General features: G+C 63.8%; 24 protein-coding genes. 16 read left to right on the forward strand and 8 right to left on the reverse strand.

Going from position 1 to position 24,259, the window contains the following annotated elements; genetic code table 11:
- Positions 1–199: 199 nt before the first annotated feature.
- Entirely contained in the window at positions 200–871 is a 672-nt protein-coding gene (locus tag C266_RS07825; protein WP_036662059.1) for a response regulator transcription factor, read from the forward strand.
- Positions 871–2,289 (forward strand): ATP-binding protein, encoded by a 1,419-nt coding sequence (locus tag C266_RS07830; RefSeq protein WP_010808478.1) that lies wholly within the window; start codon positions 871–873, stop codon positions 2,287–2,289. The genes C266_RS07825 and C266_RS07830 overlap by 1 nt, the downstream gene beginning before the upstream one ends.
- A gap of 153 nt (positions 2,290–2,442) precedes the next feature.
- Here C266_RS07830 and C266_RS07835 read toward each other — a convergent pair whose 3' ends face one another.
- On the reverse strand, positions 2,443–2,886 hold the full coding sequence (locus tag C266_RS07835) for a hypothetical protein (protein ID WP_010808479.1): 444 nt from the start codon (positions 2,884–2,886) through the stop codon (positions 2,443–2,445).
- Positions 2,887–3,138: 252 nt separating this feature from the next.
- On the opposite strand from C266_RS07835, the gene C266_RS07840 reads away from it, so the two are divergent.
- Positions 3,139–4,671 (forward strand): DegQ family serine endoprotease, encoded by a 1,533-nt coding sequence (locus tag C266_RS07840; protein WP_010808480.1) that lies wholly within the window; start codon positions 3,139–3,141, stop codon positions 4,669–4,671.
- A 129-nt stretch (positions 4,672–4,800) separates the two neighbouring features.
- Positions 4,801–5,247, forward strand: coding sequence for a carboxypeptidase regulatory-like domain-containing protein (locus C266_RS07845; protein WP_010808481.1), 447 nt, complete (start codon positions 4,801–4,803; stop codon positions 5,245–5,247).
- Positions 5,248–5,414: 167 nt separating this feature from the next.
- Here C266_RS07845 and C266_RS07850 read toward each other — a convergent pair whose 3' ends face one another.
- Positions 5,415–6,434, reverse strand: coding sequence for an XdhC family protein (locus C266_RS07850; RefSeq protein WP_010808482.1), 1,020 nt, complete (start codon positions 6,432–6,434; stop codon positions 5,415–5,417).
- Positions 6,435–6,766: 332 nt separating this feature from the next.
- Between C266_RS07850 and C266_RS07855 the strand changes: the two genes are divergently transcribed.
- The 5 genes from C266_RS07855 to C266_RS07875 all read left to right on the forward strand — a co-directional run bounded on the left by C266_RS07855 (position 6,767) and on the right by C266_RS07875 (position 9,936).
- Entirely contained in the window at positions 6,767–7,384 is a 618-nt protein-coding gene (locus C266_RS07855) for a CoxG family protein (protein ID WP_010808483.1), read from the forward strand.
- Positions 7,374–7,931 carry a winged helix-turn-helix domain-containing protein gene (locus tag C266_RS26115; RefSeq protein ID WP_010808484.1) on the forward strand — a complete coding sequence of 186 codons (558 nt, stop codon included), beginning with the start codon at positions 7,374–7,376 and terminating at the stop codon, positions 7,929–7,931. Before C266_RS07855 ends, C266_RS26115 begins: the two co-directional genes overlap by 11 nt.
- A 134-nt stretch (positions 7,932–8,065) precedes the next feature.
- The gene (locus C266_RS07865) at positions 8,066–8,701 is read left to right on the forward strand and encodes a cytochrome b/b6 domain-containing protein (RefSeq protein WP_246189893.1); all 636 of its coding nucleotides are present in this window, start codon (positions 8,066–8,068) and stop codon (positions 8,699–8,701) included.
- Between the two features lie 29 nt (positions 8,702–8,730).
- The gene (locus tag C266_RS07870) at positions 8,731–9,549 is read left to right on the forward strand and encodes a molybdopterin-dependent oxidoreductase (protein ID WP_010808486.1); all 819 of its coding nucleotides are present in this window, start codon (positions 8,731–8,733) and stop codon (positions 9,547–9,549) included.
- A gap of 81 nt (positions 9,550–9,630) precedes the next feature.
- Positions 9,631–9,936, forward strand: coding sequence for a hypothetical protein (locus C266_RS07875; RefSeq protein WP_010808487.1), 306 nt, complete (start codon positions 9,631–9,633; stop codon positions 9,934–9,936).
- Positions 9,937–10,039: 103 nt separating this feature from the next.
- On the opposite strand, the gene modC is transcribed toward C266_RS07875, so the two are convergent.
- From modC to C266_RS07895, 4 genes are all read right to left on the reverse strand, one after another.
- Positions 10,040–11,146 (reverse strand): molybdenum ABC transporter ATP-binding protein, encoded by a 1,107-nt coding sequence (gene modC, locus C266_RS07880; protein WP_010808488.1) that lies wholly within the window; start codon positions 11,144–11,146, stop codon positions 10,040–10,042.
- Positions 11,136–11,834 (reverse strand): molybdate ABC transporter permease subunit, encoded by a 699-nt coding sequence (modB, locus tag C266_RS07885; RefSeq protein WP_036662124.1) that lies wholly within the window; start codon positions 11,832–11,834, stop codon positions 11,136–11,138. Before modB ends, modC begins: the two co-directional genes overlap by 11 nt.
- Positions 11,835–11,842: 8 nt before the next feature.
- On the reverse strand, positions 11,843–12,655 hold the full coding sequence (gene modA, locus C266_RS07890; RefSeq protein ID WP_246831157.1) for a molybdate ABC transporter substrate-binding protein: 813 nt from the start codon (positions 12,653–12,655) through the stop codon (positions 11,843–11,845).
- A 382-nt stretch (positions 12,656–13,037) separates the two neighbouring features.
- A complete protein-coding gene (locus C266_RS07895) occupies positions 13,038–13,703 on the reverse strand; it encodes a TetR family transcriptional regulator (RefSeq protein ID WP_010808491.1) in 666 nt (221 codons plus the stop codon).
- 346 nt (positions 13,704–14,049) lie between these two features.
- Between C266_RS07895 and C266_RS07900 the strand changes: the two genes are divergently transcribed.
- From C266_RS07900 to C266_RS07930, 7 genes are all read left to right on the forward strand, one after another.
- Positions 14,050–15,276 (forward strand): efflux RND transporter periplasmic adaptor subunit, encoded by a 1,227-nt coding sequence (locus C266_RS07900; RefSeq protein WP_036662063.1) that lies wholly within the window; start codon positions 14,050–14,052, stop codon positions 15,274–15,276.
- 15 nt (positions 15,277–15,291) lie between these two features.
- A complete protein-coding gene (locus tag C266_RS07905) occupies positions 15,292–18,465 on the forward strand; it encodes an efflux RND transporter permease subunit (RefSeq protein ID WP_010808493.1) in 3,174 nt (1,057 codons plus the stop codon).
- Positions 18,466–18,467: 2 nt separating this feature from the next.
- Positions 18,468–19,958, forward strand: coding sequence for an AdeC/AdeK/OprM family multidrug efflux complex outer membrane factor (gene adeC / locus C266_RS07910; protein WP_010808494.1), 1,491 nt, complete (start codon positions 18,468–18,470; stop codon positions 19,956–19,958).
- Between the two features lie 327 nt (positions 19,959–20,285).
- Positions 20,286–20,543, forward strand: a complete 258-nt coding sequence (locus C266_RS07915; protein ID WP_010808495.1) for an acyl-CoA-binding protein — start codon at positions 20,286–20,288, stop codon at positions 20,541–20,543.
- Between the two features lie 644 nt (positions 20,544–21,187).
- Positions 21,188–22,165, forward strand: coding sequence for a PilW family protein (locus C266_RS07920; RefSeq protein ID WP_010808496.1), 978 nt, complete (start codon positions 21,188–21,190; stop codon positions 22,163–22,165).
- The gene (locus C266_RS07925) at positions 22,144–22,779 is read left to right on the forward strand and encodes a pilus assembly protein (RefSeq protein WP_010808497.1); all 636 of its coding nucleotides are present in this window, start codon (positions 22,144–22,146) and stop codon (positions 22,777–22,779) included. Before C266_RS07920 ends, C266_RS07925 begins: the two co-directional genes overlap by 22 nt.
- Positions 22,769–23,287, forward strand: a complete 519-nt coding sequence (locus C266_RS07930) for a GspH/FimT family pseudopilin (RefSeq protein WP_010808498.1) — start codon at positions 22,769–22,771, stop codon at positions 23,285–23,287. The genes C266_RS07925 and C266_RS07930 overlap by 11 nt, the downstream gene beginning before the upstream one ends.
- Positions 23,288–23,302: 15 nt before the next feature.
- Here the strand turns inward: C266_RS07930 and C266_RS26120 are convergent, their stop codons facing one another.
- Together C266_RS26120 and C266_RS07940 are read right to left on the reverse strand one after the other, a co-directional pair.
- A complete protein-coding gene (locus C266_RS26120; protein ID WP_010808499.1) occupies positions 23,303–23,824 on the reverse strand; it encodes a DUF3318 domain-containing protein in 522 nt (173 codons plus the stop codon).
- Positions 23,825–23,837: 13 nt separating this feature from the next.
- Positions 23,838–24,221, reverse strand: a complete 384-nt coding sequence (locus C266_RS07940) for a phage holin family protein (RefSeq protein ID WP_010808500.1) — start codon at positions 24,219–24,221, stop codon at positions 23,838–23,840.
- Positions 24,222–24,259 lie beyond the last annotated feature (38 nt).

Raw genomic sequence — 24,259 nt, forward strand, 5'->3', positions numbered from 1 at the left:
ATGATATGGGGCGCGGGCCGCGATGTGCGTCTGACATCGCGGCGGCATGCGTTCCATTGTATGTCGGTCATGCAACGAACTGTCGCTACAATGAGTCGAAATCCGGCGAGTGTCACGCATAGGCAACATCGCGCACGCGAGGCGACGTTGCCTGTACGGCCAGTGACGTCCGGAGAGGGTTTCAACCGGTGCTCAATCCATGCGAATTTTATTGGTGGAAGACGATACGATGATCGCCGCAGCCGTCATGAAAGGTCTGCGCCAGGACGGCTGGACCGTCGATCATGTGGGAGACGGACAACGTGCGCTCGATGCGCTCTCGCTAGAGTCGTACGATGCACTGCTGCTCGACCTTGGTCTGCCGCGCCGTGACGGTATCGACGTGCTACGCACGTTGCGTGCGCGCGGCGAGACGCTGCCGGTGCTCATCGCCACGGCGCGCGATGCGGTCGCCGACCGCGTGAAAGGGCTCGACGCCGGCGCGGACGATTACCTCGTCAAACCCTTCGATCTCGATGAACTGGCAGCGCGTCTGCGCGCGCTGGTGCGCCGCCAGGCCGGGCGCAGCGAGCCGTTGCTGCGTCACGGCGGCATCGTGCTCGATCCTGCGACGCGACAAGTGACGTGCGGTGGCGTGCCGGTGGTGCTCTCCGCACGCGAATACGCGGTGCTCGAAGCCCTGCTCAACCGGCCGGGCGCGGTGCTGTCCAAGGCACAACTCGAAGAGCGTATCTATGGCTGGGGGGAGGAAGTGGCGAGCAATGCGGTCGAAGTTCATGTCCACGGGCTACGCAAGAAGCTGGGGGCAGACGCCATCCGCACTGTGCGTGGCGTCGGCTATATGATGCCGGCGTCGCCGGAGGCGAACTGATGCGTTCGATCCGCCGTCGTCTTCTTGTCGGGCTGCTGATCACGCTGACGGTGGCGTTGTTGCTCGCGGGCATTGCGATCTTCCGTCAGGCGCGTACCGAAGCCAACGCCCTGTTCGATTTCCAGTTGCAGCAGATGGCGCTGTCGTTGCCTGCGGAGCCTTTCTCGAGCGTGCCGGGCGACCATAGCGACTCGGGCGGGCTGGTCATCCAGATATGGAGCCGCAACGGTGTCGAGTTGTATTACTCGCATCCGCGCACGCCGCTGCCGCCGCGCGCCGAACTCGGCTTCACCACAGTGCAGACCCCCGCAGGCGACTGGCGCGTGTATGCGGCGCTCGTTGGCGATAACGTCGTGCAACTCGCGCAGCCGATGGTCATCCGCGATTCGCTCGCCGTGTCGATGGCGCTACGCACGTTGTTGCCGCTGGTGGTGGCGATGCCGCTGCTGGCATTGCTCGTCTGGATCGTGGTCGGACGCGGCTTGCAACCGTTGCGTCGTGTCACGAAGGCGCTCGATGCGCGTGCGCCGGGGGCGCTGGAGGCATTGCCCGAAGCCGGATTGCCTGACGAGGTGCGGCCGCTGGTGCGTGCGCTCAACAGTCTGCTTGGCCGGCTCGACGAGGCGCTTGTGCAGCAAAAGGCCTTCGTGGCCGATGCCGCACACGAATTGCGCACGCCGCTCGCCGCGCTGCAATTGCAAGTGCAGTTGCTCGAGCGGGCCCATACGGAGACGGCGCGGAGCGAGGCCATGCGCGATCTGCGTGACGGCGTGCAGCGCGCCTCGCGCATGGTGGCGCAACTGCTCACGCTGGCGCGCCAGGAGCCCGATGCCACGCGCGCCGCCACCGCGTTCGTCGAGTTGCCGCTCGCCCCATTGCTGCAAGACGTGGTGGCGCATCACGCGGCGTTGGCTGCGGCGCGCGGGATCGATCTCGGGCTGGATGCCCCAGACGCGTTGGCCGCGATCAGCCGCGTGCGCGGCGATGCAGATGCGTTGCAGACACTCTTCGGCAATCTCGTCGACAACGCGCTGAAATACACACCGCGCGGCGGTCATGTGGACGTTCGTCTGGTGGCGGCAATGCCGTCGCCGGTGGTCGAGATTGAAGACACCGGGCCGGGGATTGCGCCGGCTGAGCGCGAGCGCGTGTTCGACCGGTTCTTCCGCGGCGGGGCAGCGTCGGCAGACGGGGCCGAGGCAGGGGCAGGGCATCCGGCGCCGCCGTCCGGCGCGCCGACGCCGGACGAGGCGAACGCGCCGCGTGCACAGGGCAGTGGATTGGGGCTTGCCATTGTGCGCAACATCGCGCTTGCGCATGGCGCGCGCGTGGAGTTGTTCGACGCGCGCAGCGCTCAGGGGCTGCGTGTGCGCGTGAGCTTCGGTAGCGCCGCGTCGACACCCCCGCCAGCGCTCTGACGATTTTGGATTCGCGCACGAGATACCGTGCGCGTGCTGTGTCCGGCTCGTGTTGCCGGACGTCGATGCGCTGTGCGGTCACGGCAATCGCACCCGCCGCACACGACATCGCGCGGTGCATTGACGCACCGCGCCTTCGGTGAAAACCTGAACTCATCCGCGCGTCACGCTTGTGACCTTGCCGTTTTCGATCGTGAGGGTGCGGCGATCCGGACGATAGTCGCGCGTGGTCGGCATGATCTTGCCGTCCTGCATGCCGATGCGCCACGGACAACCTTGCAACATCGATTCGGCGTCCGCGAGCGACTTGCCGACGATGGCCTGATCGGTGGGCGTGTCCGGCGTGCACTTGCCGTTCGGGCCCTGCATTTTTCCTGGCATCTGACCTTGTTCCTGTCCCGGCATCTGCGCTTGCGCCTGCGTCGAATCGGCAGGGCCTTGCGTGCCTTTGCCATCGCCTCGTGAGCCGTTGCCGGGCGCGGCGTTCACTGAAAGCGCGAAGGTCAGGCATAAGGCAGCGCCTGCATATCCCATCCAGCGAACTGCGTGACGGCGATCTGTGCGCATGGGGCAAAGTGTCGTTTCGGTGGTAGCCATCGTCATTCTCCCGTGGTTGAAAACTTGCGACGCGGAATTGCGCCACCCCGCCACCGTAGGCAGCGGTATGCGTCACGCGCAAGGCGAACCACGCGAGATGTCCCTTCAAACGCTTGCTGTCGTAACGCATAGCACTCAAGATGGCGCGCGACAGCATTCGATGAGTCACTTTCGAGCCGCTTAAGGTTGCCTTAAGGGAGCCTCTCTACGATCACAGTCATGTCAAACGTGGTCGTCTGTAAGGAGAGACACATGCGAACCTCGAAGCTCACTCGTACGCTGGTTGCCGGTGCCGTGCTTGTCGCATTGACGGGCGGCTACGTGGCGGGGCGCCAGCACTGGCAGGCACCAGTCGCCTCGGAGATGCTCAGCGACGCCAATGCCATGCCTGTCGCCAACACGCAAAACACCCCGAATACCGCGCCGCGCATGCTGGTGCCGGACTTCTCGCAACTGGCGGAACAATACGGACCGGCCGTAGTCAACATTAGTGTGACGCACGATGGGAAACCTTCTGCGGCGCGCGGTTCGGCTGCGATTCCGATGCCGCCGGGCATGGATCAGAACGATCCGCTGTTCCAGTTTTTCCGTCGTTTTTACGGTGCACCGGGCAACGATGGCGGCGGTGACGGAAGCGACGGCAACGACGGCAGCGGCGGGCCGACGCGCAGCCTCGGTTCCGGCTTTATCGTGAGCCAGGACGGCTACATTTTGACCAACGCGCACGTCGTCGACGACGCGAGTCAGGTCACGGTGAAGCTGACCGACAAGCGCGAGTACAAGGCAAAGGTCGTGGGCAGCGACAAGGCGAGCGACGTCGCGTTGCTCAAGATTGCCGCGACGGATCTGCCGACGGTGAAGATCGGCGATCCGTCGAAGTCGAAGGCCGGCGAATGGGTGGTGGCCATCGGGTCGCCCTACGGTTTCGACAACACCGTGACGGCAGGCATCGTGTCGGCGAAGGCTCGCGCCTTGCCAGACGAGAACTACACACCGTTCATTCAGACGGATGTACCGGTCAATCCGGGGAACTCGGGCGGGCCGCTATTCAATCTGAACGGCGAAGTCATCGGCATCAACTCGATGATCTATTCGCGCACCGGTGGCTTCCAGGGGTTGTCGTTCGCGATTCCGATCGACATGGCGATGAAGGTCAAGTCGCAGCTCCAGCAGTACGGCAAGGTGAGTCGCGGCCGGATCGGCGTAGCGATTCAGGAAGTGAACCAGTCGCTGGCGAAGTCGTTCGGTTTGCCCAAGCCTACGGGGGCGCTCGTGTCGTCCATCGACAAGAACGGCCCTGCGGCGAAGTCGGATCTGAAGCCGGGCGACGTGATTCTGGCCGTCAACGGTACGACCATCGACGATTCGGTGCAGTTGCCGGAGAAGATTGCCGATATGCGTCCGGGCCAGAAGGCAACCCTGACGGTCTGGCGCAATGGCGCGAAGCAGGACGTGAGCGTGACGGTGGCGGCGCTGGGTGAGAAGCAGGACGTTGCGAGCCGTGACGACTCGGCCACGCACGGGCGGTTGGGTCTCGCGGTACGCGATCTTTCCCCCGAGGAGAAGCGCGCGGCGCAAGTCACGAACGGTTTGTTCGTGGCGCGTGTGGGCGGGCCTGCCGAACAGGCCGGGGTGCAGCCGGGCGATATCATCCTGTCGCTTAACGGCACGCCGGTGACGAGCGCTTCGCAACTGAGCGACAAGCTCAAGAAGGCGGGCAACAATGTCGCGCTGCTCGTGCAGCGCGACGGACAACAGATTTTCATCCCGGTCGATCTCGGCTGAACGCTGGGCGAGGCTCCCTCGGGATACCACGCACTACCTTGTGCGCAGGTGGGGGAGCGGTCGTGATGTGACGACTGCCTCACCACCGGTGCGATCCGGCATCGTGATGACATGAACGGGAGGTCGAATATGTGGCAACAATGGCAACGCTGGTCGGTGGCCGCCGCGACGGCCGCAGTAATGGCTGGGAGTCTGGGCGGTATCTCGGCTGCCCATGCGCAAGGCGGGATGCTGCCGCCGTCGATGCAGCAGGGGAATGTGACGTATGTCTCGGGCGGCATCGACAGCGACGAATCCGGGGCTTTCAAGCGTGAGGCGTCGCGCTGGCCGTTGTCTATCGAGATGGCGGCACGCGGCGACGGCGCAAATGAGTACGTGGCCGATGTACAGGTGCAGATCATGCACGGCGGCACCACGGTGCTCGATACGCGCTCGAAAGGGCCGTTCATGCTCGTGAAGCTGCCCGAAGGCAACTACACCGTGAAGGCGACGTATGGCGGCAAGCCGATGACGAAGGATGTCCGCGTGTCCGCCAAGGGGCACGCCGCAGCCATGTTCCTGTGGCCGCGCGAATGATGTGCCGATCAGTCGCCTCAGGCGAAGGATCACGGATGACGAGGTAACCCAGGCAATACCACTCTGCAACGAGTGAGCGAGTTGCGCCGCCATGTTTGACGTGGCGGCGCTTTTTTTTGTGCTGCGGGAAATGAAGCGAGACGCGATTCGTCCGAGGGTGTCGCGGTTCAGACCGCGCTCTGGCACGCGGAGGCTTGGCCTTCGGCCGTGTCTTCGGATGCGCGTACCGCGAAGGTTTGTTTGACGGCGATGCCGTTCTTGATCGCCGTCATCTCGGCGAGAATCGCCACGGCGATCTCTGCGGGCGTGCGCGCGCCAAGGTGCATGCCGACCGGGCCGTGCAGTCGTTCGATTTCTGTCGAACTCAGATCGAAGAGCGACAGACGCTCGCGGCGGCGCGCATTGTTCACGCGTGAGCCGATGGCACCAATGTAGAACGCGGGGGACTTGAGCGCTTCGAGCAGCGCCATGTCGTCGAGCTTCGGGTCGTGCGTGAGCGTGAGCACAGCGCTGTGAGAGTCAAGCTGCAGCCGCACGATCAGATCGTCCGGCATCTCGCGCGATAACTCGGTGCCCGGCACCTGCCATTCGTCGGCGTATTCACTGCGTGGATCGCAGACGATCACGTGATAGTCGAGCGCGCACGCCATACCGGCGACGTATTTTGAGAGTTGTCCCGCGCCGATCACCACCAGCCGGCGGCGCGGGCCGTGCGAGGTGATGAGCCGGATACCGTCGAATTCGAGCGAAGGCGTGTGATGGCCCGGCGCAATGCGTACCGCGCCGGTCGCCATGTCCAGTTCGCGCACGACGAGGCGGAATTGCGCGATGGCGTCGAGCAGGTCCGCAACGCGCGACGCATCGCGCAACGGCTCGAGCACCAGTTGCAACGTGCCACCGCAGGGCAACCCGAAGCGGTGGGCCTCCTCGGCGCTCACGCCATAGCAGGTGAGTTGGGGACGGTCCTGTGGCCAGTCGCCGTCGCGAATGCGGTCGATGAGGTCGTCCTCGACGCAGCCGCCCGAGACGGAGCCGACCATGTGGCCGTCTTCACGAATCGCGAGCATCGAGCCCACGGGACGCGGGGCAGAGCCCCAGGTGCGTACAACGGTGCCCAGCGTGACGAAAAAGCCCGCGCGGGTCCACTGTACGGCGGACTTCAGCACTTCCAGATCGACACTGTCCATAGCACGGTTCCTTCGCCAATATGCGAGCGGCCAGCCGATGGGAGCCAAGACGCGGGGCCACCCCCTTCCATGCCCTTCAATTCGTCGCCCGATGTGATCCGGCGAGTATATCGCGCCTTGGCATGCGCTGTATTTGCGCCGATACTCCGCTCATCTGCCTGCTTCGCGGGCGCATGACGGTCATTTTTGGGGGGCGGAGCGGGCATCGATCCCAACGTCGCCGCCGTCATCTGACGTGAGTTGACTCGTGTCACAATACTTCGAGGTTCGAGGTAACGCCGAAATACCGCCGCAACACCAACGAGTCATCACATCGCGTTTGGGGAGGGGCAATGGAACTGCAAAATAGCCGGCAGTTGCCGGTGGCACGAGATGTCGCATGGATCGCGCTGAACGACCCAGGCGTCCTGCGCGGGTGTATTCCCGGCTGCGAATCGCTTGACCGTATCGACGACACGACGTGGGCGATCGTCGTCGTCGCCTCGCTGGGGCCGCTGAGCGGACGCTGGAATGGCCGCATCACGCTCTCCGATGTGGTGGCACCAAGCGCGTATACATTGAATTTCGACGGACTGGGCTCGTCGGCCGGGCACACGCGCGGCCGGGCGGCGCTCACGTTGCAATCGCAAGGACCGATGAACACATTGCTGACGTATGACATGAAGGCGCAATTCGGCAGCGAGTACACCCATCTGGACACCCCTCAAGTCAAAGAGGCGGTCCGCGGGCTCGCCGACGAGTTCTTTAAGCGCCTGACGGCCGCCATCGCCCCCCATCACAAGTGCAACGACCCCGTCGCCGCCGATGGCGAGGTGGCCGCCGCGCTAGCGACGTTTGCCGATGCACGCGATACGTCTTCCATGCGCGCAAAGATGGCACGCTGGTGGCCATGGGCCGTGGCGGTGGTAGTGCTGATTCTGATCGTGTTGTGGGGCAACCATGCCAGTTGAGCGCCGTCAGGGGAAAGCGGGCAAAGCGACCGTAGGCAAGCCGGAAAAAGCGGGCAAGGCGAGCGTCGCCCTTACCGCCGGCGCGCGCAACGCCGACGCGCTTGCGCGGGAGTTGCTGGCCGCGGCCGAAGCGCTGGAGGCGGCGAGCAAGCCCCCGGCACCTGTCGGAGAAGCGAGCTACGACGTGCGCGTGCGCATTCGCGACGGCGACACGCCGGTGTTCGGGCCGGGACGTCTGACGTTGCTGCGAGCCATCGAAGCGACAGGGTCGATTTCTGCGGCGGCGCGCCGCATGGGCATGTCGTACCGGCGGGCTTGGTTGCTCGTCGAAGCGATGAATCACGAATTCCGCGAGCCGCTCGTCACCCGCCATATCGGCGGCGTGTCAGGTGGCGGCGCGCAACTCACGCCGTTCGCGCAGAACCTCATGGCGCACTACGACACGCTCATCAAGGAAATCCGCTTGCTGCTCGATGCCCACGTGCCGATCTTCGACGCCTACCTCAAAGGCGGCAAGGCCGTCGACCCGGACGAAGCCGGAGCGTAAGCAAACACCGGCTTCCGGTCGCTGATTCCCCTGCTTCCGGACTATCACGAAAACGTTAAGTCTTCGTGAGGACTTCGTCACCGGTCTGAGGCGACACTGACTCCATTGACGCGAACCCCGCGATGGAGGTCACCATGTCCCGCCTGACGAAGTCCGTGCCGCTTGCGGCACAGCCCCCGGCGCGGCCCGGGCCGGTACAGCCGGGTTGGCTGCGCGTCACCCACTGGCTGAACGTGCTGGCCGTGCTCGTGATGATCACGAGCGGGTGGCGTATCTACAACGCCTCACCGATCTTCGGTTTTCGCTTCCCCAACGAGATCACGCTGGGCGGCTGGCTTGGCGGCGCGCTGCGCTGGCACTTTGCGGCGATGTGGTTGCTGGCGGCCAACGGACTCGTCTATCTGTCGACCAATCTTGCGAGCGGCCGCCTGTCGCGCCGCTTCTTTCCGCTGACCTTGCGCGGCGTGCTGCGCGATGCCTTCGCTGCGCTGCGCGGCCGTCTCGCGCACGACGATCCCCGTCAGTACAACCAGGTGCAACGCGCCGCATATCTGTTCGCGGTGCTTGACCTGGTGCTGCTCGTGGCGTCGGGGCTGGCGATCTGGAAGCCGGTGCAGCTCGGCTGGCTTTGCACGGCGTTCGGCGGATTTCAGGGCGCGCGCGTGGTGCATTTCGTCGCGATGGCGGGCCTCGTCGCGTTCGTCGTGGTCCATGTCGCCATGGTGGCGCTAGTGCCTCGCACACTGCGCACGATGATTACCGGACGCTGAGTGCGCCCGCCACGAGAGACCGAACTGCCATGACCTTCGAACGACAATCCCGCAACGTTCCGCCCATCGCCCCGGTCGTGCGCGACGGCGAAGCGATTCTGCACGAAGCGCGTGCGTTGATGACGCGTCGTGTGGCCGAGCCTTCTCGCAGAGCCTTCCTGACGCGCACGCTGTCGCTCGGCGGCGTGGCGCTGCTCTCGGGGGGCTCGCTGGACGACAACGCCAGCGTGGATGCGGCGCTGGACAAGATCTCGCGCTGGAACGACCGCGTACAGGCCGCCCTGTTTCGTCAGGACGTGCTGGCGCCGACGTTCCCGGCGTCGAGCATCACACGTCCGTTCCCGTTCAACGCGTTCTATTCGATGGACGAAGCACCGGTGGTCGAAGAAGCCGACTATCGGTTGGAACTGTCCGGACTGATTGCGGACAAGGCGCCATGGCGTCTCGATGCGCTCCGTGAGTTCGCGCGCCCGCGTGCGGCGGAGCAGATCACGCGTCACGTCTGCGTGGAGGGCTGGAGCGCCATCGGCCGCTGGGGTGGCGTGACGTTCTCCGACTTCCTGCGACGTATCGGCGCGGACACGACTGCGCGCTACGTCGGCTTCAAATGCGCGGACGACTACTACACGAGCATCGACATGCCCACGGCACTGCATTCGCAGACGTTGCTCGCGCTCACCTGCGACGGCCAGACGCTGCCAAGGGAGTACGGCTTCCCGATGAAGCTGCGTATTCCCACGAAGCTCGGCTACAAGAATCCCAAACATATCCGCGCGATTTTCGTGACCAACACGTATCCGGGCGGGTACTGGGAGGACCAGGGCTACAACTGGTTCGGCGGCAGTTGACGCCAACGCGTGACTGCACGATTCACGGAGCGCAGACCTGGCGCTCCGGCAGGGCTCACTCACATTTGGAGGATTACGGCAATGAAAATGCGATATCTGGCGGTGATGGCAATGGGACTGGCGCTTGGCACCGGTGCCGCTTTTGCGCAGGACGCGATGAGCAAGGGCGATGCGATGTCGAAGGGCGGTGCCATGAGCAAAGGCGATGCCATGAGCAAGGACAAGGACAAGGACATGGACAAGAGCGGCAAGATGTCCAAGGGCGACGCGATGGGCAAGGGCGATGCCATGTCGAAGGGCGGTGCCATGGGCAAGCACGACGCCAAGGGCAAGATGGACAAGGACGATGGCATGTCCAAAGGCGATGGGATGGGCAAGGGCTATTAAGTCAGGCGATGGGAAGCAACAAGGCGTCGCAGCGGACTTCCGTTGCGACGCCTTGTCTATTGTGACGTCACCGACGCTGGCAGCGGTGCCGCGCAACGACGAGCTAGCGCGTCAGCGCCACCGATTTGATGAGCAGAAACACGTCGCGGCCCGACGCCAGTTGCAGTTGATCGGCAGAGAAGCGGGTGATGCGTGCGCGCAGCGCCGTGCCTGCGGTATCGCCGAGGAGCGTGGCGCTGACTTCCACGGAGTCGCCAAGATCGCGCAGCGTCGTCACGCGTGCGCGCAGCACGTTCAGCACACTGGTATCGACGGGCGGCGCGGTGGCCACGGCGATATCGCGCTCGCGCACGAGAATGCGGCAGGCATCGCCTGCGTCGCCGCTGGCGCGCGGCACTCGCAGCCGGATCGTATCGCTGCCGTTCACGGCAAGCTCGGTCAGACCGTACTGCGTGTCGTGCCCGACGATGCGTGTCTCCAGCACGGTGCCCGGCGCTTCGTCCGCGCCGTCGAGCGCGTCGCGATGCGTATTGAGCACGTCGGCCGGTGCACCCTGCGAGATCGTACGGCCGTCCTTGAACAACACCACCTGATCGGCCAGTCGCATCACCTCGTCGAGCGAATGCGTGACGTACAACACGGGTAACTTCAACTCGTGACGAATGCGGTTCAGGTAGTCGAGCACTTCGAGACGCCGCGCATGATCGAGCGAAGCCAGCGGCTCGTCCATGAGCAGCATGCGCGGGCACGACAGCAAGGCGCGGCCGATACCCACGCGTTGTTTCTCACCGCCCGACAACGCCCCCGGACGGCGGCTCATCAGGTGTTCCAGATTCAGCACGTCGACCACGTGCTCCAGCGCAATTGCCCCGGTGCCTGCGGCGGCCACGTCGCGGCGTCGTAACCAGCGGCCGAAGAGCAGGTTCTGACGTACCGTCAGATGCGGCAGCAGGCGGGCATCCTGAAACACGTAGCCGATGCGGCGGCGCCACGTCGGCAGGTTGACCCCGGCGGCACTGTCGAAGAGCACGTCGTCGCCCACGACGATGCGCCCTGCGTCGGGTTTGAGCAGGCCGGAAACGGCATTGACGACGGTGCTCTTGCCGCTGCCCGACGGCCCGAACAGCGCGGTCACGCCCATGCCTGCGGCGAACGCTGCGTCGAGCCTGAAGTCGCCGAACGAATGCTGGAGACGAACTTCAACCGTCATAACCGAGCGCCTTGCGATTACCGAAGCGGATCAGCACTTCGGAGAAGATGAGCGTTGCCACGGCCAATACGACCGAGATCGCACACAGACGCCAGACCATCGCGTCGCCATCCGGCACCTGCGTGGCGGTGTAAATCGCCAGCGGCAGCGTTTGCGTTTGTCCGGGAATATTCGACACGAACGTGATCGTTGCACCGAATTCGCCGAGCGCACGGGCGAACGCGAGTACGAAGCCATGCAGCACGCCGGTGGCAGTGAGCGGCAGTGTGACCGTGAAGAAGGTGAGCCACGGGCCGGCGCCGAGTGTCTGCGCAGCTTGCTCCAGCTTGGTGTCCGACGCTTCGAGCGCTTGCCGGATCGCTCTCACGAGCAGCGGGAAGCCCATCACGCCTGCCGCGAGCGCAGCGCCCGTCCAGCGAAACGCGAAGGTGAAGTTGAACCACTCGCGCAATAGCTTGCCGATAGCGCCCTGCGCGCCAAACAGCACGAGCAGGGCGAAGCCGACGACCACCGGTGGCAGCACGAGCGGCAAGTGCAGGATGGCGTCGAGCAGCGCCTTGCCGGGGAAATGCCGGCGAGCGAGCAGCCAGGCAGCGCCGTAGGCGAAGGGCAGGCTGCAAAGCGTGCCCCACAAGCCGATGCGCAGGCTGAGTTCGACGATGCCCCATTCTTCCGGGCTGAGACTCATGAACATGCTTAGGGACGGCTGAAGCCGAAGCGCCGGAACGTGGCCTGAGCCGTGGGGGTTTGCAGGAATTTGTAGAACGGATCGGCGTCGGCACGGTTGGCCTGCTTCGTCACGGCAACCGGGTAGACGATCGGGGCATGACTGTCGGCCGGGAACGTGCCGGCGATGCGCACGCGCTTCTCGGCGTTGGCGTCGGTCTTGTACACGATGCCGTAGGGCGCTTCACCGCGCGCGACCAGCAGCAAGGCGTTACGCACGTTGTCGGCGGCGGCGACCCTGCCTTGCACCTTCGACCAGATGCCGAGCTTCTCGAGCGCCGCTTTACCGTAGAGGCCCGCCGGCACGTGGGCCGGATCCCCCATGGCGAGGCGGCCATCGCCGAGCTTCGCGTCGAGGTCGGCGCCCGGCTTCAGATCGATGTCGCCCGTGGTGGTGGCCGGCGCGATCAGCACCAATTCGTTGCCAAGCAGGTTGCGACGTGTGCTGGTGTCGATCAGGTCATGCTTCTGGGCGTAGTCCATCCAGTCCTGGTCGGCCGAGATGAACACGTCGGCCGGTGCGCCTTTTTCGATCTGGCGGGCCAGCGTCGAACTCGCGCCGTACACGAGCACCGGCTTCTTGCCGGTTTCCTTGGTGTAGGCGGCGGACAAGTCATCGAGCGCGTCTTTCATGCTGGCCGCGGCGAACACTTGCTGGGCTGCGGCGTGGCCGGCAAACAACAGGCTCGTGCCGACGGCGGCAACGCCCAGTGCGCGACGCAGCATCGTGCCGGACTTGCGCGGGGTTCGGGACTTCAGGCTAGCGATGACGACAGCTTTCACGAATGTGGTCTCCAGCATGGGGTGGCTAGGTCGGCTCGATGTCTGGCGGCGAACAGGTCGCGCGCCTTGAGCTGACTCGTGGATGCAATCGGGCAGCGAGGCCGGGTTGCAGGTCGCGAAGTGGGGCAACGCGTTATGTAGAATTATATATAACGCTGCGACGCTGTGTAGGTATCTGCCGTATGGCGGTGTCCGAAAGTCGTGCGGTGCGGCAACTCACGCGTTGTGAAACGGAGAAATCGGGACGATCGGGACAAGCGGGACGATGTACGCCACCTCGCGCAGAGGCGGGCACCAACGAACAAGCGCCCGGTGACGGGCGCCTGCTAATTAATATAGGGGGTGGTCTCGAAAGACCGGATGCGCCGTTCGACGCGTGCGCTCAGGCGAGGCCGGCCTGTGGCGTTTCACTCTCCGGGCGCAGCATCGCCGGGCTCATGCGCAGCATGTCGAAGAAGCCGTCGACCACCGCATCGCACTCCACGCCGAGATCGTAGTCGGGCAGGAACAACCAGTCCGACATCATGCCGACCACAAGCGCGTGCAGCATGATCGCCGCCACGCGCGTGTTGAGACGCTTCGGCAACTGATTTCGCTCAATGGCGCGTTCCATGTCTCTCATGATGCGCTGCTTGCCGTCGGCGCACGCTTCACGCTGACGCTCGAGCACCGAGAGCATCTCGTTCGTGTATTCGCACTTGTGGAACAGAATGTCGAGCACGCGACGGCGGCGCTCGTTACGCGCCGTCTCCTTGAGCACGAGCTTGCAGATATCGTGCATTCGCTCCATCGGATCGCCGTTCTCCGGCTCGGTGCATACCTCGTCGATCATGCGTTCCATGGGCAGACGGATGCGATCCATCATGGCGTTGAACAGGTCGATCTTGTTCTTGAAGTGCCAGTAAATGGCGCCGCGGGTCAGGCCAGCGGCTTCGGCGATGTCGGCGAGCGATGTGCGTGACACCCCTTTCTGTGCGAACACCGTCTCGGCGGTGTCGAGCAACAGATTGCGGGTCTCGATCGCTTCCTCTTTGGTTCTACGGGCCATCGTCGTGTCACAGGGGTGGGGCGGCGGAAATTTTGCGAAATGCGATGAAAAACACGGTGCACTTTGATGCAACGCAATGTGATTTACATACATTCATGAATGTATCTATAATAGCAGCCGCTTGCTCTATTGCACAGGGAACATTTAAGCTCCTTCGTCTAGGGGAAAAGCCTCACCCATGTGAGGGAGCCATTTGAGGCCAGATCACCCGGGCCTTGGGCATTCGCCGACCCGTCTTTATGCGACGGGACTGCAGACCGGTCTTCGCCGCTGCAATCGTCGCAACCGCAATCGTCGCAACGTATCGTCAATTTGTTTGACCGCATTCCATTTATCGGGGGCGTATATGCACGTCAAGAGAAGTTCACTGGGGATGGTCACGGCCGTGGCACTCGCGGTATTGACCTTGGCCGCATGCGGCAAGAAGCCGCAGCAGCCGCAGGGCATGGTGCCGGAAGTCGGCGTCGTGACGCTGCAACCTCAGAACGTAACACTGACGACCGACCTGCCAGGACGCACTTCGCCCTTCCGCGTTGCCGACGTGCGCGCGCGTGTCGATGGCATCGTGCTCAAGCGCGATTTCACCGAAGGCGGTGACGTCAAGGCAGGCCAGCGTCTGTACAAGATCGATCCGGCCACGTATCAGGCGGCTTACGACAACGCCAAGGCCACCTTGGCCAAGGCCACCGCGAATCAGGCCTCGACAAAGCTGCTGGCCGATCGCTACAAGCAACTGGTCGCAGTCGAGGCTGTCTCGAAGCAGGACTACGACAACGCCGTCGCCGCTGCGCTGCAGGCCGACGCCGATGTGCAATCCGGCAAGGCGGCGGTCGAAACGGCGCGAATCAACCTCGGCTACACCGACGTGCCGGCCCCGATCTCGGGCCGTACGGGGTTGTCGCAGGTGACCGAAGGCGCTTACGTGCAATCGGGGGCCGCCACGCTGATGACGACCGTTCAGCAGATCGATCCGATGTACGTGGACGTGACGCAATCGGCGACGGAAGGGCTTCGTCTGCGCCGTGCGCTGGCCGACGGCAAGCTGCAAAGCGGGGGCAAGAACGCCGCCAAGGTGGAACTGACGCTGGAAGACGGCACGAAGTACCCGCTCGAAGGCAAGCTGCAGTTCTCCGACATCACGGTGGACCAGTCGACCGGCTCGGTGACCGTGCGCGCCATCTTCCCGAACCCGAATCGTGAGTTGCTGCCCGGTATGTTCGTGCACGCCAAGCTTCAGGAAGGCGTGAAGGAAGGGGGGCTGCTCGTGCCGCAACAGGGTGTCACACGTGACCAGAAGGGCCAGCCGACCGCGCTGATCGTGAACAAGGAAGGCAAGGTCGAACTGCGTCAACTGGTGACCGATCGCGCGATCGGCGACAAGTGGCTGGTGAGTTCGGGGCTGGCAGCGGGCGATCAGGTGATCGTGTCGGGTCTGCAGAAGGTACGCCCGGGCGCACCGGCAAAGGCTGTGCCGGCGCAACAACCGGGGGCGACTCCGGCGGGTGCCAGCGCACCGGCTGCTGCGGTGCCTGCCTCGCAGGCGAGCACTGCCTCGGCCGCCAACGCTCAATAACGCGGAGCCTCATTCATGGCAAAGTTTTTTATCGATCGCCCGATTTTTGCGTGGGTGATCGCGATTGTCATCATGCTGGCCGGTGCGCTTTCGATCCTGAAGCTGCCGGTCTCGCAATATCCGCCCATCGCACCGCCTTCGGTGCAGATCACTGCGACCTACCCGGGCGCTTCGGCGCAGACCGTTCAGGATACGGTCACGCAGGTGATCGAACAGCAGATGAACGGTATCGACAACCTCGAGTACATGTCGTCGACGTCCGACGGCTCGGGTACGGCGCAGATCACGCTGACCTTCTCGCAGGGCACGAACCCGGACATCGCACAGGTGCAGGTGCAGAACAAACTGCAACTTGCCACGCCGCTGCTGCCGCAGCAGGTGCAACAGCAGGGTATCAAGGTGGCCAAGGCGACCAAGAACTTCCTGCTGGTGATCGGCGCGTACTCCGACGATGGCCGGATGACCGACATCGACCTTGCGAACTACATTGCCGCCAACGTGCAGGATCCGATCAGCCGTGTGAACGGCGTGGGTCAGGTGCAGCTCTTTGGCTCGCAATACGCGATGCGTGTCTGGGTCGATCCACAGAAACTGAACGGCTATAACCTGACCGTCATTGACGTTTCGAGCGCCATTCAGGCGCAGAACGTGCAGATTTCGGCGGGCGAGCTGGGCGGTGCGCCGGCGGTCAAGGGGCAACAGCTCAACGCGACCGTGACGGCGCAAAGCCGTCTGCAAACGCCGGAGCAGTTCCGCAAGATTCTGCTCAAGGTCAACAAGGACGGCTCGCAGGTGCGTCTGGGCGACGTCGCCCGTGTCGAACTCGGCGGCGAATCGTACCAGGTGGTTGCACGCTATAACGGCAAGCCTGCCGCGGGTCTGGCCATCACGCTGGCTACGGGCGCGAACGCGCTGCAAACGGCCACGGCGGTCAAGCAGGCGGTTTCCGATCTGGAGCCGTACTTCCCTGCCGGGATGAAGGTCGATTACCCGTACGACACCACGCCGTTCGTGAAGATCTCGATCGAAGAAGTGATCAAGACCCTCATCGAAGGTATCGTGCTCGTGTTCCTGGTGATGTATCTGTTCCTGCAAAACCTGCGGGCAACGATCATCCCGACGATCGCCGTGCCGGTCGTGTTGCTCGGTACGTTCGGCATCATGGGCGCGGCAGGCTTCTCCATCAACACCTTGTCGATGTTCGGTCTGGTGCTCGCCATCGGTCTGCTCGTCGACGATGCCATTGTGGTGGTGGAAAACGTCGAGCGGGTGATGGCCGAAGAGGGGCTGAGTCCGAAGGAAGCGACGAAGAAGGCCATGGACCAGATCGTCGGCGCGCTGGTAGGCGTGGCGCTCGTGCTCTCGGCGGTGTTTGTGCCGATGGCGTTCTTCGGCGGCTCGACAGGGGCCATCTATCGCCAGTTCTCGCTGACGATCGTGGCAGCCATGGCATTGTCGGTGCTGGTGGCCATCGTGCTGACGCCGGCCATGTGCGCGACGATTCTCAAGCCGATCAAGAAGGGCGAAGTGCACGAAAAGCGCGGCTTCTTCGGCTGGTTCAACCGCACGTTCGACAAGGGCTCGAAGAAGTATCAGGGGCAGGTGGAGCGTATTCTGAAGCGCAGCACGCCGCTCCTGATCGTCTATGTCGTGATCGTCGCGACGGTGGGCTTCCTGTTCATGCGCATGCCGACGGCGTTCTTGCCGGATGAAGATCAGGGCTACTTCTTCAACCTGGTGCAATTGCCGCCGGGCGCGTCGCAAGAGCGCACGCTCGAAGTCATGAAGCAGGTCGAGACGCACTACCTCGAGAAGGAAAAGGACGCCGTGCGTTCGATCTTCACGGTGACGGGCTTCGGCTTTAACGGCCGTGGTCAGAACGTGGGTCTGGCGTTCACGATGCTGCGTCCGTGGGAAGACCGTCAGTCGTCCGATCTGAAGGTGCAGGCGGTGATTGCGCGTTCGTATAAGGCGTTCGCGAGCGTGAAGGACGCCATGATCTTCGCGATCAACCCGCCGTCGGTGCCTGAACTGGGTAACGCGGGCGGTATCGACTTCGAACTGCAGGATCGCGCAGGCCTCGGCCACGACGCGTTGATGGCGGCGCGTAACCAGCTCCTCGGTTTGGCTGCAAAGAATCCGAATCTGGCGAACATGCGTCCGAACGGTCTTGACGACACGCCGCAGTACAAGGTGGACGTCGACGAAGAAAAGGCGGCGGCACTTGGGCTGTCGATTGCCGATGTGTACACCACGCTCTCGGCCTCGTGGGGTTCGTCCTACGTGAACGACTTCATCGACCGGGGGCGCGTGAAGAAGGTGTACGTGATGGCGGAACCGAAGGACCGCATGCTGCCGCAGGACATCAACAAGCTGTACGTGCGCAACGCTAGCGGAACCATGGTGCCGTTCTCGGCCTTCGCCACCGGCAAGTGGATTTACGGCTCCCCGCGTCTGGAACGTTACAACGGCGTGCCTGCGGTGGAAATTCAGGGGATGCCGGCACCGGGCAAGTCGTCGGGTGACGCCATGAAGGCCGTGGAGGAAATTGCAAAGCAACTGCCTCCGGGTATCGGTCTGGAGTGGACGGGGCTGTCGTTTGAAGAGCGCATTTCCGGCTCGCAGGCACCGGCGCTGTACGCCATCTCCATCCTGATCGTGTTCCTGTGTCTGGCGGCGTTGTACGAGAGCTGGTCGATTCCGTTCTCGGTGATTCTGGTGGTGCCGCTGGGTGTGTTGGGTGCACTGCTGGCCGCAACGCTGCGCGGGTTGTCGAACGACGTGTACTTCCAGGTGGGGCTGCTCACCACGGTGGGTCTGTCGGCGAAGAACGCGATTCTTATCGTGGAATTTGCCAAGGATCTGCAAGAGGAAGGCCGCTCGCTGATGGAAGCGACGATGGAGGCGGTGCGACTGCGGTTGCGCCCGATCCTGATGACGTCGATGGCGTTCGTTCTCGGGGTGTTGCCGCTTGCGATCTCGAACGGCGCCGGCTCGGCCTCGCAGCACGCTATCGGCACCGGCGTGATCGGCGGTATGCTGGCGGCAACGTTCCTGGCCATCTACTACGTGCCGATTTTCTTCGTGATGGTGCGCAAGCGCTTCGCTCATGAGGAACTGGATACCGTGGAACATCCGGAAGCGCGTCACGAGCCGCTCGACGCCGGCCCCGCCAAGGAAGGAAACTGACTATGAAGCACAATGCATTGCCGATGGCCTTGGCGGCAGCGTTCCTGGCAGGCTGTACCCTCGCGCCGCACTATGAGCGGCCCGAGGCACCGGTGGCCACGTCGTTCCCCACTGGCCCGGCCTACAAGACGCCCGGGGCGGCGAACCAGAACGGTACTGCCGGCAGCAATGCCCTGGCAGCCGCCGATCTGGGCTGGCGAGATTTCTTCACCGATCCTCGCCTGCAGAAGCTGATCGAGATCGCGCTGGAGAACAACCGCGATCTGCGAGTCTCGATGCTCAACATCGAAGCGGCGCGTGCGCAGTATCAGATCCAGCGCTCGGCGCTGCTGCCCTCGGTCGGGGCGGCGGGGCAGGCGTCGGTTCAGCGCTCGCCGGCGGATTTGTCGTCGTCGGGACGTGCCGGGATCAACCGCAGCTATCAGGTAGGTGTGGGTTTCACGTCGTATGAACTCGATCTGTTCGGTCGCATCCAGAGCCTGAAGGATCAGGCGTTGGAGAAGTATCTGGCGACCGAGGACGCGGCCAAGGCAGCGCATATGACGCTGATCTCGGAAGTGGCGACGGCGTACCTCACCTGGCTGGCGGATCAGGAGTTGCTCAAACTCACTGCCGACACGCTCAAGAGCCAGGAATCGTCGTATAACCTGACCAAGCGCAGCTTCAACGTGGGCACGGCCTCCGGGCTGGATCTGCGTCAGGCGCAAACGCCGGTCGATACGGCGCGGGCAAATTTCGCGCAGTACACGCGTCAGGTCGCACAGGACGAAAATGCGCTCGCGCTGCTCATCGGCCAGCCGTTGCCGGCCGATTTGCCGCCGGGACGTCCGCTCGATGGGCAAGGTCTGCTTACCGACTTGCCGGCCGGGTTGCCTTCGGATCTGTTGCTGCGGCGTCCGGATGTCACGGCGGCCGAGCACACGCTCAAGGGGGCCAACGCGAACATCGGCGCCGCACGTGCGGCGTTCTTCCCGACGATTTCTCTGACGGCAAACGCCGGCACGGCCAGTGCCTCGCTGAGCAATCTGTTCAAGGGCGGGCAGGGTGCATGGTCGTTCGCACCGACCATCACGCTGCCGATCTTCGCGGGCGGGCAGAACGTCGCCAACCTCGATCTGGCCAAGGTGCAGAAGCGTATCGAGATCGCCAACTACGAGAAGGCGATTCAGACGGCGTTCCGCGAGGTGTCCGACGGGTTGGCCGCACGCGGCACGCTCGACGATCAGGTCTCGGCGCAGGAGTCGCTCGTCAAGGCGAGCGACGAGAGCTACAAGCTCTCGGACCTGCGCTATCGCAACGGTGTGGACAGCTACCTGAACGCGCTTGTGTCGCAACGCTCGCTGTACTCGGCGCAGCAAACACTGATCGCCACGCGTCTGGCGCGCTGGAGCAATCTCGTCACGCTGTACAAGGCGCTCGGCGGTGGTTGGGAAGAGCGCTCGGTTCCGGCCAACGCCGGGACGGCGTCGGCACCTGCGGCAGCATCGTCGTGATCGTGTCGCTTGCGTCGACGATGTCGTGAGGCAGACGGCGGTGTGAACCACTTGTCTCGCTGAGACGCAATGCTTGAACTTCGAAACGCCCGGCCATGTGCCGGGCGTTTCGTTTTTGTGCGTCATGTCGTGCGAGAAATTGGCTCAGTTCCCAAGAAGTTTAGACGCCGGGTTCTACGCTCGCCCCTACCTCGCGTAGCGCTTCGTCGCTATCCTTGATCGCGTTGTATTCGCAACACCCCGAGCGTCGACGCGAGCGTTTCCAGACAGTGGCGAATCGTCGCACGGGGCATATATAAGCTGACTGCTTTTCCAGGGAGAGACACCATGAGCGATCTTCAAGCTCGCTTCGACGAGGCGGTAGCCCAGTCCAAGACGCTGCCGGAACGCCCCGACAATTTCACATTGCTGCGTATCTATGCGCTCTTCAAACAAGGCACCGAGGGTGACGTGTCCGGCACGCGTCCGGGCATGACGGATTTCGTCGGCCGTGCCAAGTTCGATGCCTGGGAAATGCTCAAAGGCAAGTCGAAAGAAGAGGCGCAAGAAGCTTATGTCGCACTCGTCGACGAGCTGAAGGGATAACGTTGCCGGGCACGCGGTTGCCCGTCACGAGCCAATGAGGCGGTGCCGAACTCGTTCGGTGCGGTCAGCCCAAAGACGGCGACTTCGGTCGCCGTTTTTTTTATGGACGTTCGTTGAGGGATGTGGCGTCGCGTGTGGAAAGTGAGGTGGCGCATGACGGGGCAGGTTTTGCGGCGCCATCCGATTGGCGTGTGGCGAAGCGTGGGCGACGATGGACGCGTCATCAACGAGACGAGAGACCGAACCATGCAACAGGATCGACGACACCAGCGGCGTCGCGCCGACCGGCAGGCGCTTCGCGATACGCTGGCTAATCACCGCTTTCCGCCGATGCGAAGCGCTCGGCGAACCCCATCGCGCGATGCTGGCGGACGGCGAGGCCGAGGGCAGTTGCCGTTGCCGTCGCGTACGCGGGGGAGGCCGCAAGGCGAGGCGGCGGAAGGGAAACCGACGAGCGGCGGGCGCTGCAAGACCCGCTTTCGCGGGGGCGCAATGCTTGACGTCATGTTCACACTGGCGGCGCTCATGGCAGGCGCGCAGGGTTTCGCCCATTGGCAGGCGGCGGGGGCAATGACATCCGCCGAGCTTGCTCCTTCGAAGACAAATGTCGCGTTGGCATTGCCAGCGCAAGCGGGGAACGACGTATGGCACGCTCGTCGATCCCCGTGATGTGGCCGCCGCGTTTGGGCAGGGGGAACAAGGCGTGCGTGCGTCGTATGGCGGGATTTACGCTGCTTGAGTGGGTGCTGGCAATGCCGCTCGGGTTGCTGATCGTGACGGCGGCGATCGCGATCTATCTCGCGGGCATTCGATTGTGGCGGGTTCAGGCGGAGCGATACGACGTTACCGAGCGCGCGATCTTTGCATTGACCCAACTCACCCGTGCCGTCGGCATGGCGGGATACCGGAACTGGGACCCGATGGAGGGCGCGATCTGGCCGCCGGGGCCTGTGAAGCGCGAGTGGCCGTCGTTGCGAGCGAGTGCAGCATGCGCGGGCACCGTCGACACGTGTGCGCGATCGGGCTGGCAAGGCAGCTCACTGCTGGAAGTGCAGTTCCAGGGGGCGGGATTGTCGGAGGGCAACGGTGCCATCCACAACTGCGCGGGCATGCGTACCCGAGCGACGGGACGTCTGGACGACAGACATCTCAGCATCTTCTATGTCGATAAGGGCGAGGACGAGATTCCCTCGCTCTACTGCCGCTACGGTGAGCGTCAAACGCGCTCGACGGATCTGCATCCGGCACAGGTGCTGGTGAGCGGGGTGGAGGCGATGTACGTTCGGCTAGGGTTTCGCGTCGGCGGGACCGGGCCTTTACGTTGGGTTGAGCCCGTGAGAAGTCTGCGCCGCAGGCCGCCAAGCCCGCCACCCGGGGAGGGCGGATGGGAGAACGTCGCGGCGGTGGCCTTTTCGCTGGTCTTGCGCGGCGCGCCGCGAAGCGGTGGCAAACCACGGACCACGCGGGTGGTCGAAGTGTTCGATGCGGCGTCCGGTGGTCGTGAGTACAAGCGGCTGGGCAACGCCGGTGACGTTCATCTGCACGTATTCAATGCGGTGGCCTATCGTCGCAACGATGGTGGCGTCGGCGAGGAGGCGAAATGGTTGGCGTCTTCATGGTGATGTGGCTGGCGGCGCTGATGACGCTTGCCGCATCCGGCATGCACCATCGCCAATTGGCCAGCCGTTTCGTTGCCTATACGAACGATCGCGCAGGGGCGTTTGCGGCGGCGGACCGGGCGCTTGCCGAAGCGCGCGATTGGCTGACGCATGAGGCGCGAGCTGCGGATATTGCTGCCGTGCCGGCATTCGAGGCGGGACCACAGGGCGTGCTTGAGGCGAACCATCGCGGTGACATCTGGTACCAGCGCCGTGTGCCGAGATGGCGAACGGTCGAATGGAATGGCAGTGCCGCCGTCGTTGCGACGCGAAGGGCGCGCTACTTCATCGAGAGAATCGCGTATTCGGCGTATTTGGCGGGCGAACCGGAAACGCGCGACGTGCCAGTGCGGCGGTATCGCGTGAGTGCGATGGGGTGTGGCGAGTTGCCAGGCACGCGCGTGTATTTGCAGGCGATCTATGAAGTCCGGCAACGAACGGGGAAAGCGGGTGGTGGCGGTGAACTAGCATCGTTTTCATCGCGTTCGTTGAGTTGGCGTGAGGTTGCCAGGTGGCATGACAGCAGTGCTGTGACACTCGCGCCGGGCACGCGTAGCGAGCATTGCGATGCGTCCTGATCTACGTGCCGCACGCGGCGTCACGATGCTGGAGTGTGTCATTGCGATGGCTGTGCTCGCCGTTGCACTGATGGCGGTTTCGCCTTCCATCGACACGGTTCGCCGCCGGGGGGCGGTAGACATCACGGCGCGAGCGTTTCTGGCATCGCTGCAGGCAGCGCGTTCCGAGGCGCTGGGACGGCACCGGCGCGTGGCAATGGCCCCACATGACGGCGGGAGTCTGAATAGCGGCTGGGTGACGTTCGTCGACGAGAATCGCAACGATCGCTTCGATGCGGGAGATCAAGTGCTGGGGCGATACGCGCCATTGCCACCGGGCGTGAGTATCGACGTGCGATGGGGGTTGTACAACACCGAAGGCCTCGCGTTCGCAGAAGACGGTTTCATGCGAACGCAGACACGAGGGTGGTTGTCGGGGACGGTGCGCATTGCGGGGCACGGGCGGCGCGTTTGCATCATCATCAATGCCTACGGACGCGCCCGTGTGGCTCGACGCTGTGATGCGTGAGCCGGGGCGCAGCGATTACGTGACCGGCGGGGGGCCGATGTCGTTGCGTCGGGACGAGGTTGTCGCAGACGCGCGAGGTGTGTCGGACATATCTGACGGATAGGGTGCACCGGCTTTCGGCGTCGACGGCTTCGTCGATTCCTGCCAGAGCTTGATCCCTTGCCATGCGAGAACGCCGAGGCTGCCCCACTTGAGACTGCGGCGTACCACGCGTCCGACAGGGGTATGCGACAAACCGGTGAGCGCCAGCGAGGCAACGGAACTGACCAGCGGATAGCGTTCAAGCAGTCCGCCGAGCTTGAGTCCGGAACTGGCGAGGCCGCTAATGCTGGCGAGGTTGGCAAAGCCACCGGGCAGCAGATAGCGTACCCAACGGAAATTGCGCAGGCGTTCGCGCGTAACGTGCGAGGCTTGAATCAGTTCGGCGCGCTCAACAGCGATACGCGTGAGCACGAGTTCCTTGCGAATGGCGAGGAGGTCATGACGCGAGCGTCGTGACGGTCGCGTGCGGCGAGGGCGGTTCTGTTCCAGCGGCACGGGCAGATCTCCTTCAGTCCGGACGCAGTGCGTCGCGGTCCTTTTCGAACTCGGCCAGTGTGGCTTCGAACGGCATCGGGGCATCGCGCAGAATGTTGCGCGCGCGCAATGCGCACCAGCCGGCGAGCAACAGATACACGACGAAGATGCCGGTCATGGCCTGGAGGCGATAGGTGTCCCAAAAAATCACGATCACCAGCGCGGCCAGCGACACGAGAGCGAGTACGCCGAAGAGCATCGCGGCCAGACCAAGGAAAGCGACGCCCATCAGACGTTCTTTCTCTTCGGTCAATTCGATGCCGATGAGTTCGATGCGCGACTGCAGGATCTCGAGCAACGCACCGGCGAGGCGCCGCAGTGAAGGCCGCGGCGGGGTCGTGCGATCATTGGCGGTCATGGGCTGGACTTGTGGGCGGCACACCTGACCCGTCGCAC

The sequence above is a fragment of the Pandoraea sp. SD6-2 genome (assembly GCF_000389825.1).
Taxonomy (GTDB): domain Bacteria; phylum Pseudomonadota; class Gammaproteobacteria; order Burkholderiales; family Burkholderiaceae; genus Pandoraea; species Pandoraea communis.

Excerpts from the sequence above, each read along its gene's own strand:
- C266_RS07825 (WP_036662059.1), top strand. The coding sequence starts at position 200 with ATGCGAATTTTATTGGTGGAAGACGATACGATGATCGCCGCAGCCGTC.
- C266_RS07830 (WP_010808478.1), top strand. The coding sequence starts at position 871 with ATGCGTTCGATCCGCCGTCGTCTTCTTGTCGGGCTGCTGATCACGCTG.
- C266_RS07835 (WP_010808479.1), bottom strand. The coding sequence starts at position 2,886 with ATGGCTACCACCGAAACGACACTTTGCCCCATGCGCACAGATCGCCGT.
- C266_RS07840 (WP_010808480.1), top strand. The coding sequence starts at position 3,139 with ATGCGAACCTCGAAGCTCACTCGTACGCTGGTTGCCGGTGCCGTGCTT.
- C266_RS07845 (WP_010808481.1), top strand. The coding sequence starts at position 4,801 with ATGTGGCAACAATGGCAACGCTGGTCGGTGGCCGCCGCGACGGCCGCA.
- C266_RS07850 (WP_010808482.1), bottom strand. The coding sequence starts at position 6,434 with ATGGACAGTGTCGATCTGGAAGTGCTGAAGTCCGCCGTACAGTGGACC.
- C266_RS07855 (WP_010808483.1), top strand. The coding sequence starts at position 6,767 with ATGGAACTGCAAAATAGCCGGCAGTTGCCGGTGGCACGAGATGTCGCA.
- C266_RS26115 (WP_010808484.1), top strand. The coding sequence starts at position 7,374 with ATGCCAGTTGAGCGCCGTCAGGGGAAAGCGGGCAAAGCGACCGTAGGC.
- C266_RS07865 (WP_246189893.1), top strand. The coding sequence starts at position 8,066 with ATGTCCCGCCTGACGAAGTCCGTGCCGCTTGCGGCACAGCCCCCGGCG.
- C266_RS07870 (WP_010808486.1), top strand. The coding sequence starts at position 8,731 with ATGACCTTCGAACGACAATCCCGCAACGTTCCGCCCATCGCCCCGGTC.
- C266_RS07875 (WP_010808487.1), top strand. The coding sequence starts at position 9,631 with ATGAAAATGCGATATCTGGCGGTGATGGCAATGGGACTGGCGCTTGGC.
- modC (WP_010808488.1), bottom strand. The coding sequence starts at position 11,146 with ATGACGGTTGAAGTTCGTCTCCAGCATTCGTTCGGCGACTTCAGGCTC.
- modB (WP_036662124.1), bottom strand. The coding sequence starts at position 11,834 with ATGAGTCTCAGCCCGGAAGAATGGGGCATCGTCGAACTCAGCCTGCGC.
- C266_RS07895 (WP_010808491.1), bottom strand. The coding sequence starts at position 13,703 with ATGGCCCGTAGAACCAAAGAGGAAGCGATCGAGACCCGCAATCTGTTG.
- C266_RS07900 (WP_036662063.1), top strand. The coding sequence starts at position 14,050 with ATGCACGTCAAGAGAAGTTCACTGGGGATGGTCACGGCCGTGGCACTC.
- C266_RS07905 (WP_010808493.1), top strand. The coding sequence starts at position 15,292 with ATGGCAAAGTTTTTTATCGATCGCCCGATTTTTGCGTGGGTGATCGCG.
- adeC (WP_010808494.1), top strand. The coding sequence starts at position 18,468 with ATGAAGCACAATGCATTGCCGATGGCCTTGGCGGCAGCGTTCCTGGCA.
- C266_RS07915 (WP_010808495.1), top strand. The coding sequence starts at position 20,286 with ATGAGCGATCTTCAAGCTCGCTTCGACGAGGCGGTAGCCCAGTCCAAG.
- C266_RS07920 (WP_010808496.1), top strand. The coding sequence starts at position 21,188 with ATGGCACGCTCGTCGATCCCCGTGATGTGGCCGCCGCGTTTGGGCAGG.
- C266_RS07925 (WP_010808497.1), top strand. The coding sequence starts at position 22,144 with ATGGTTGGCGTCTTCATGGTGATGTGGCTGGCGGCGCTGATGACGCTT.
- C266_RS07930 (WP_010808498.1), top strand. The coding sequence starts at position 22,769 with ATGCGTCCTGATCTACGTGCCGCACGCGGCGTCACGATGCTGGAGTGT.
- C266_RS07940 (WP_010808500.1), bottom strand. The coding sequence starts at position 24,221 with ATGACCGCCAATGATCGCACGACCCCGCCGCGGCCTTCACTGCGGCGC.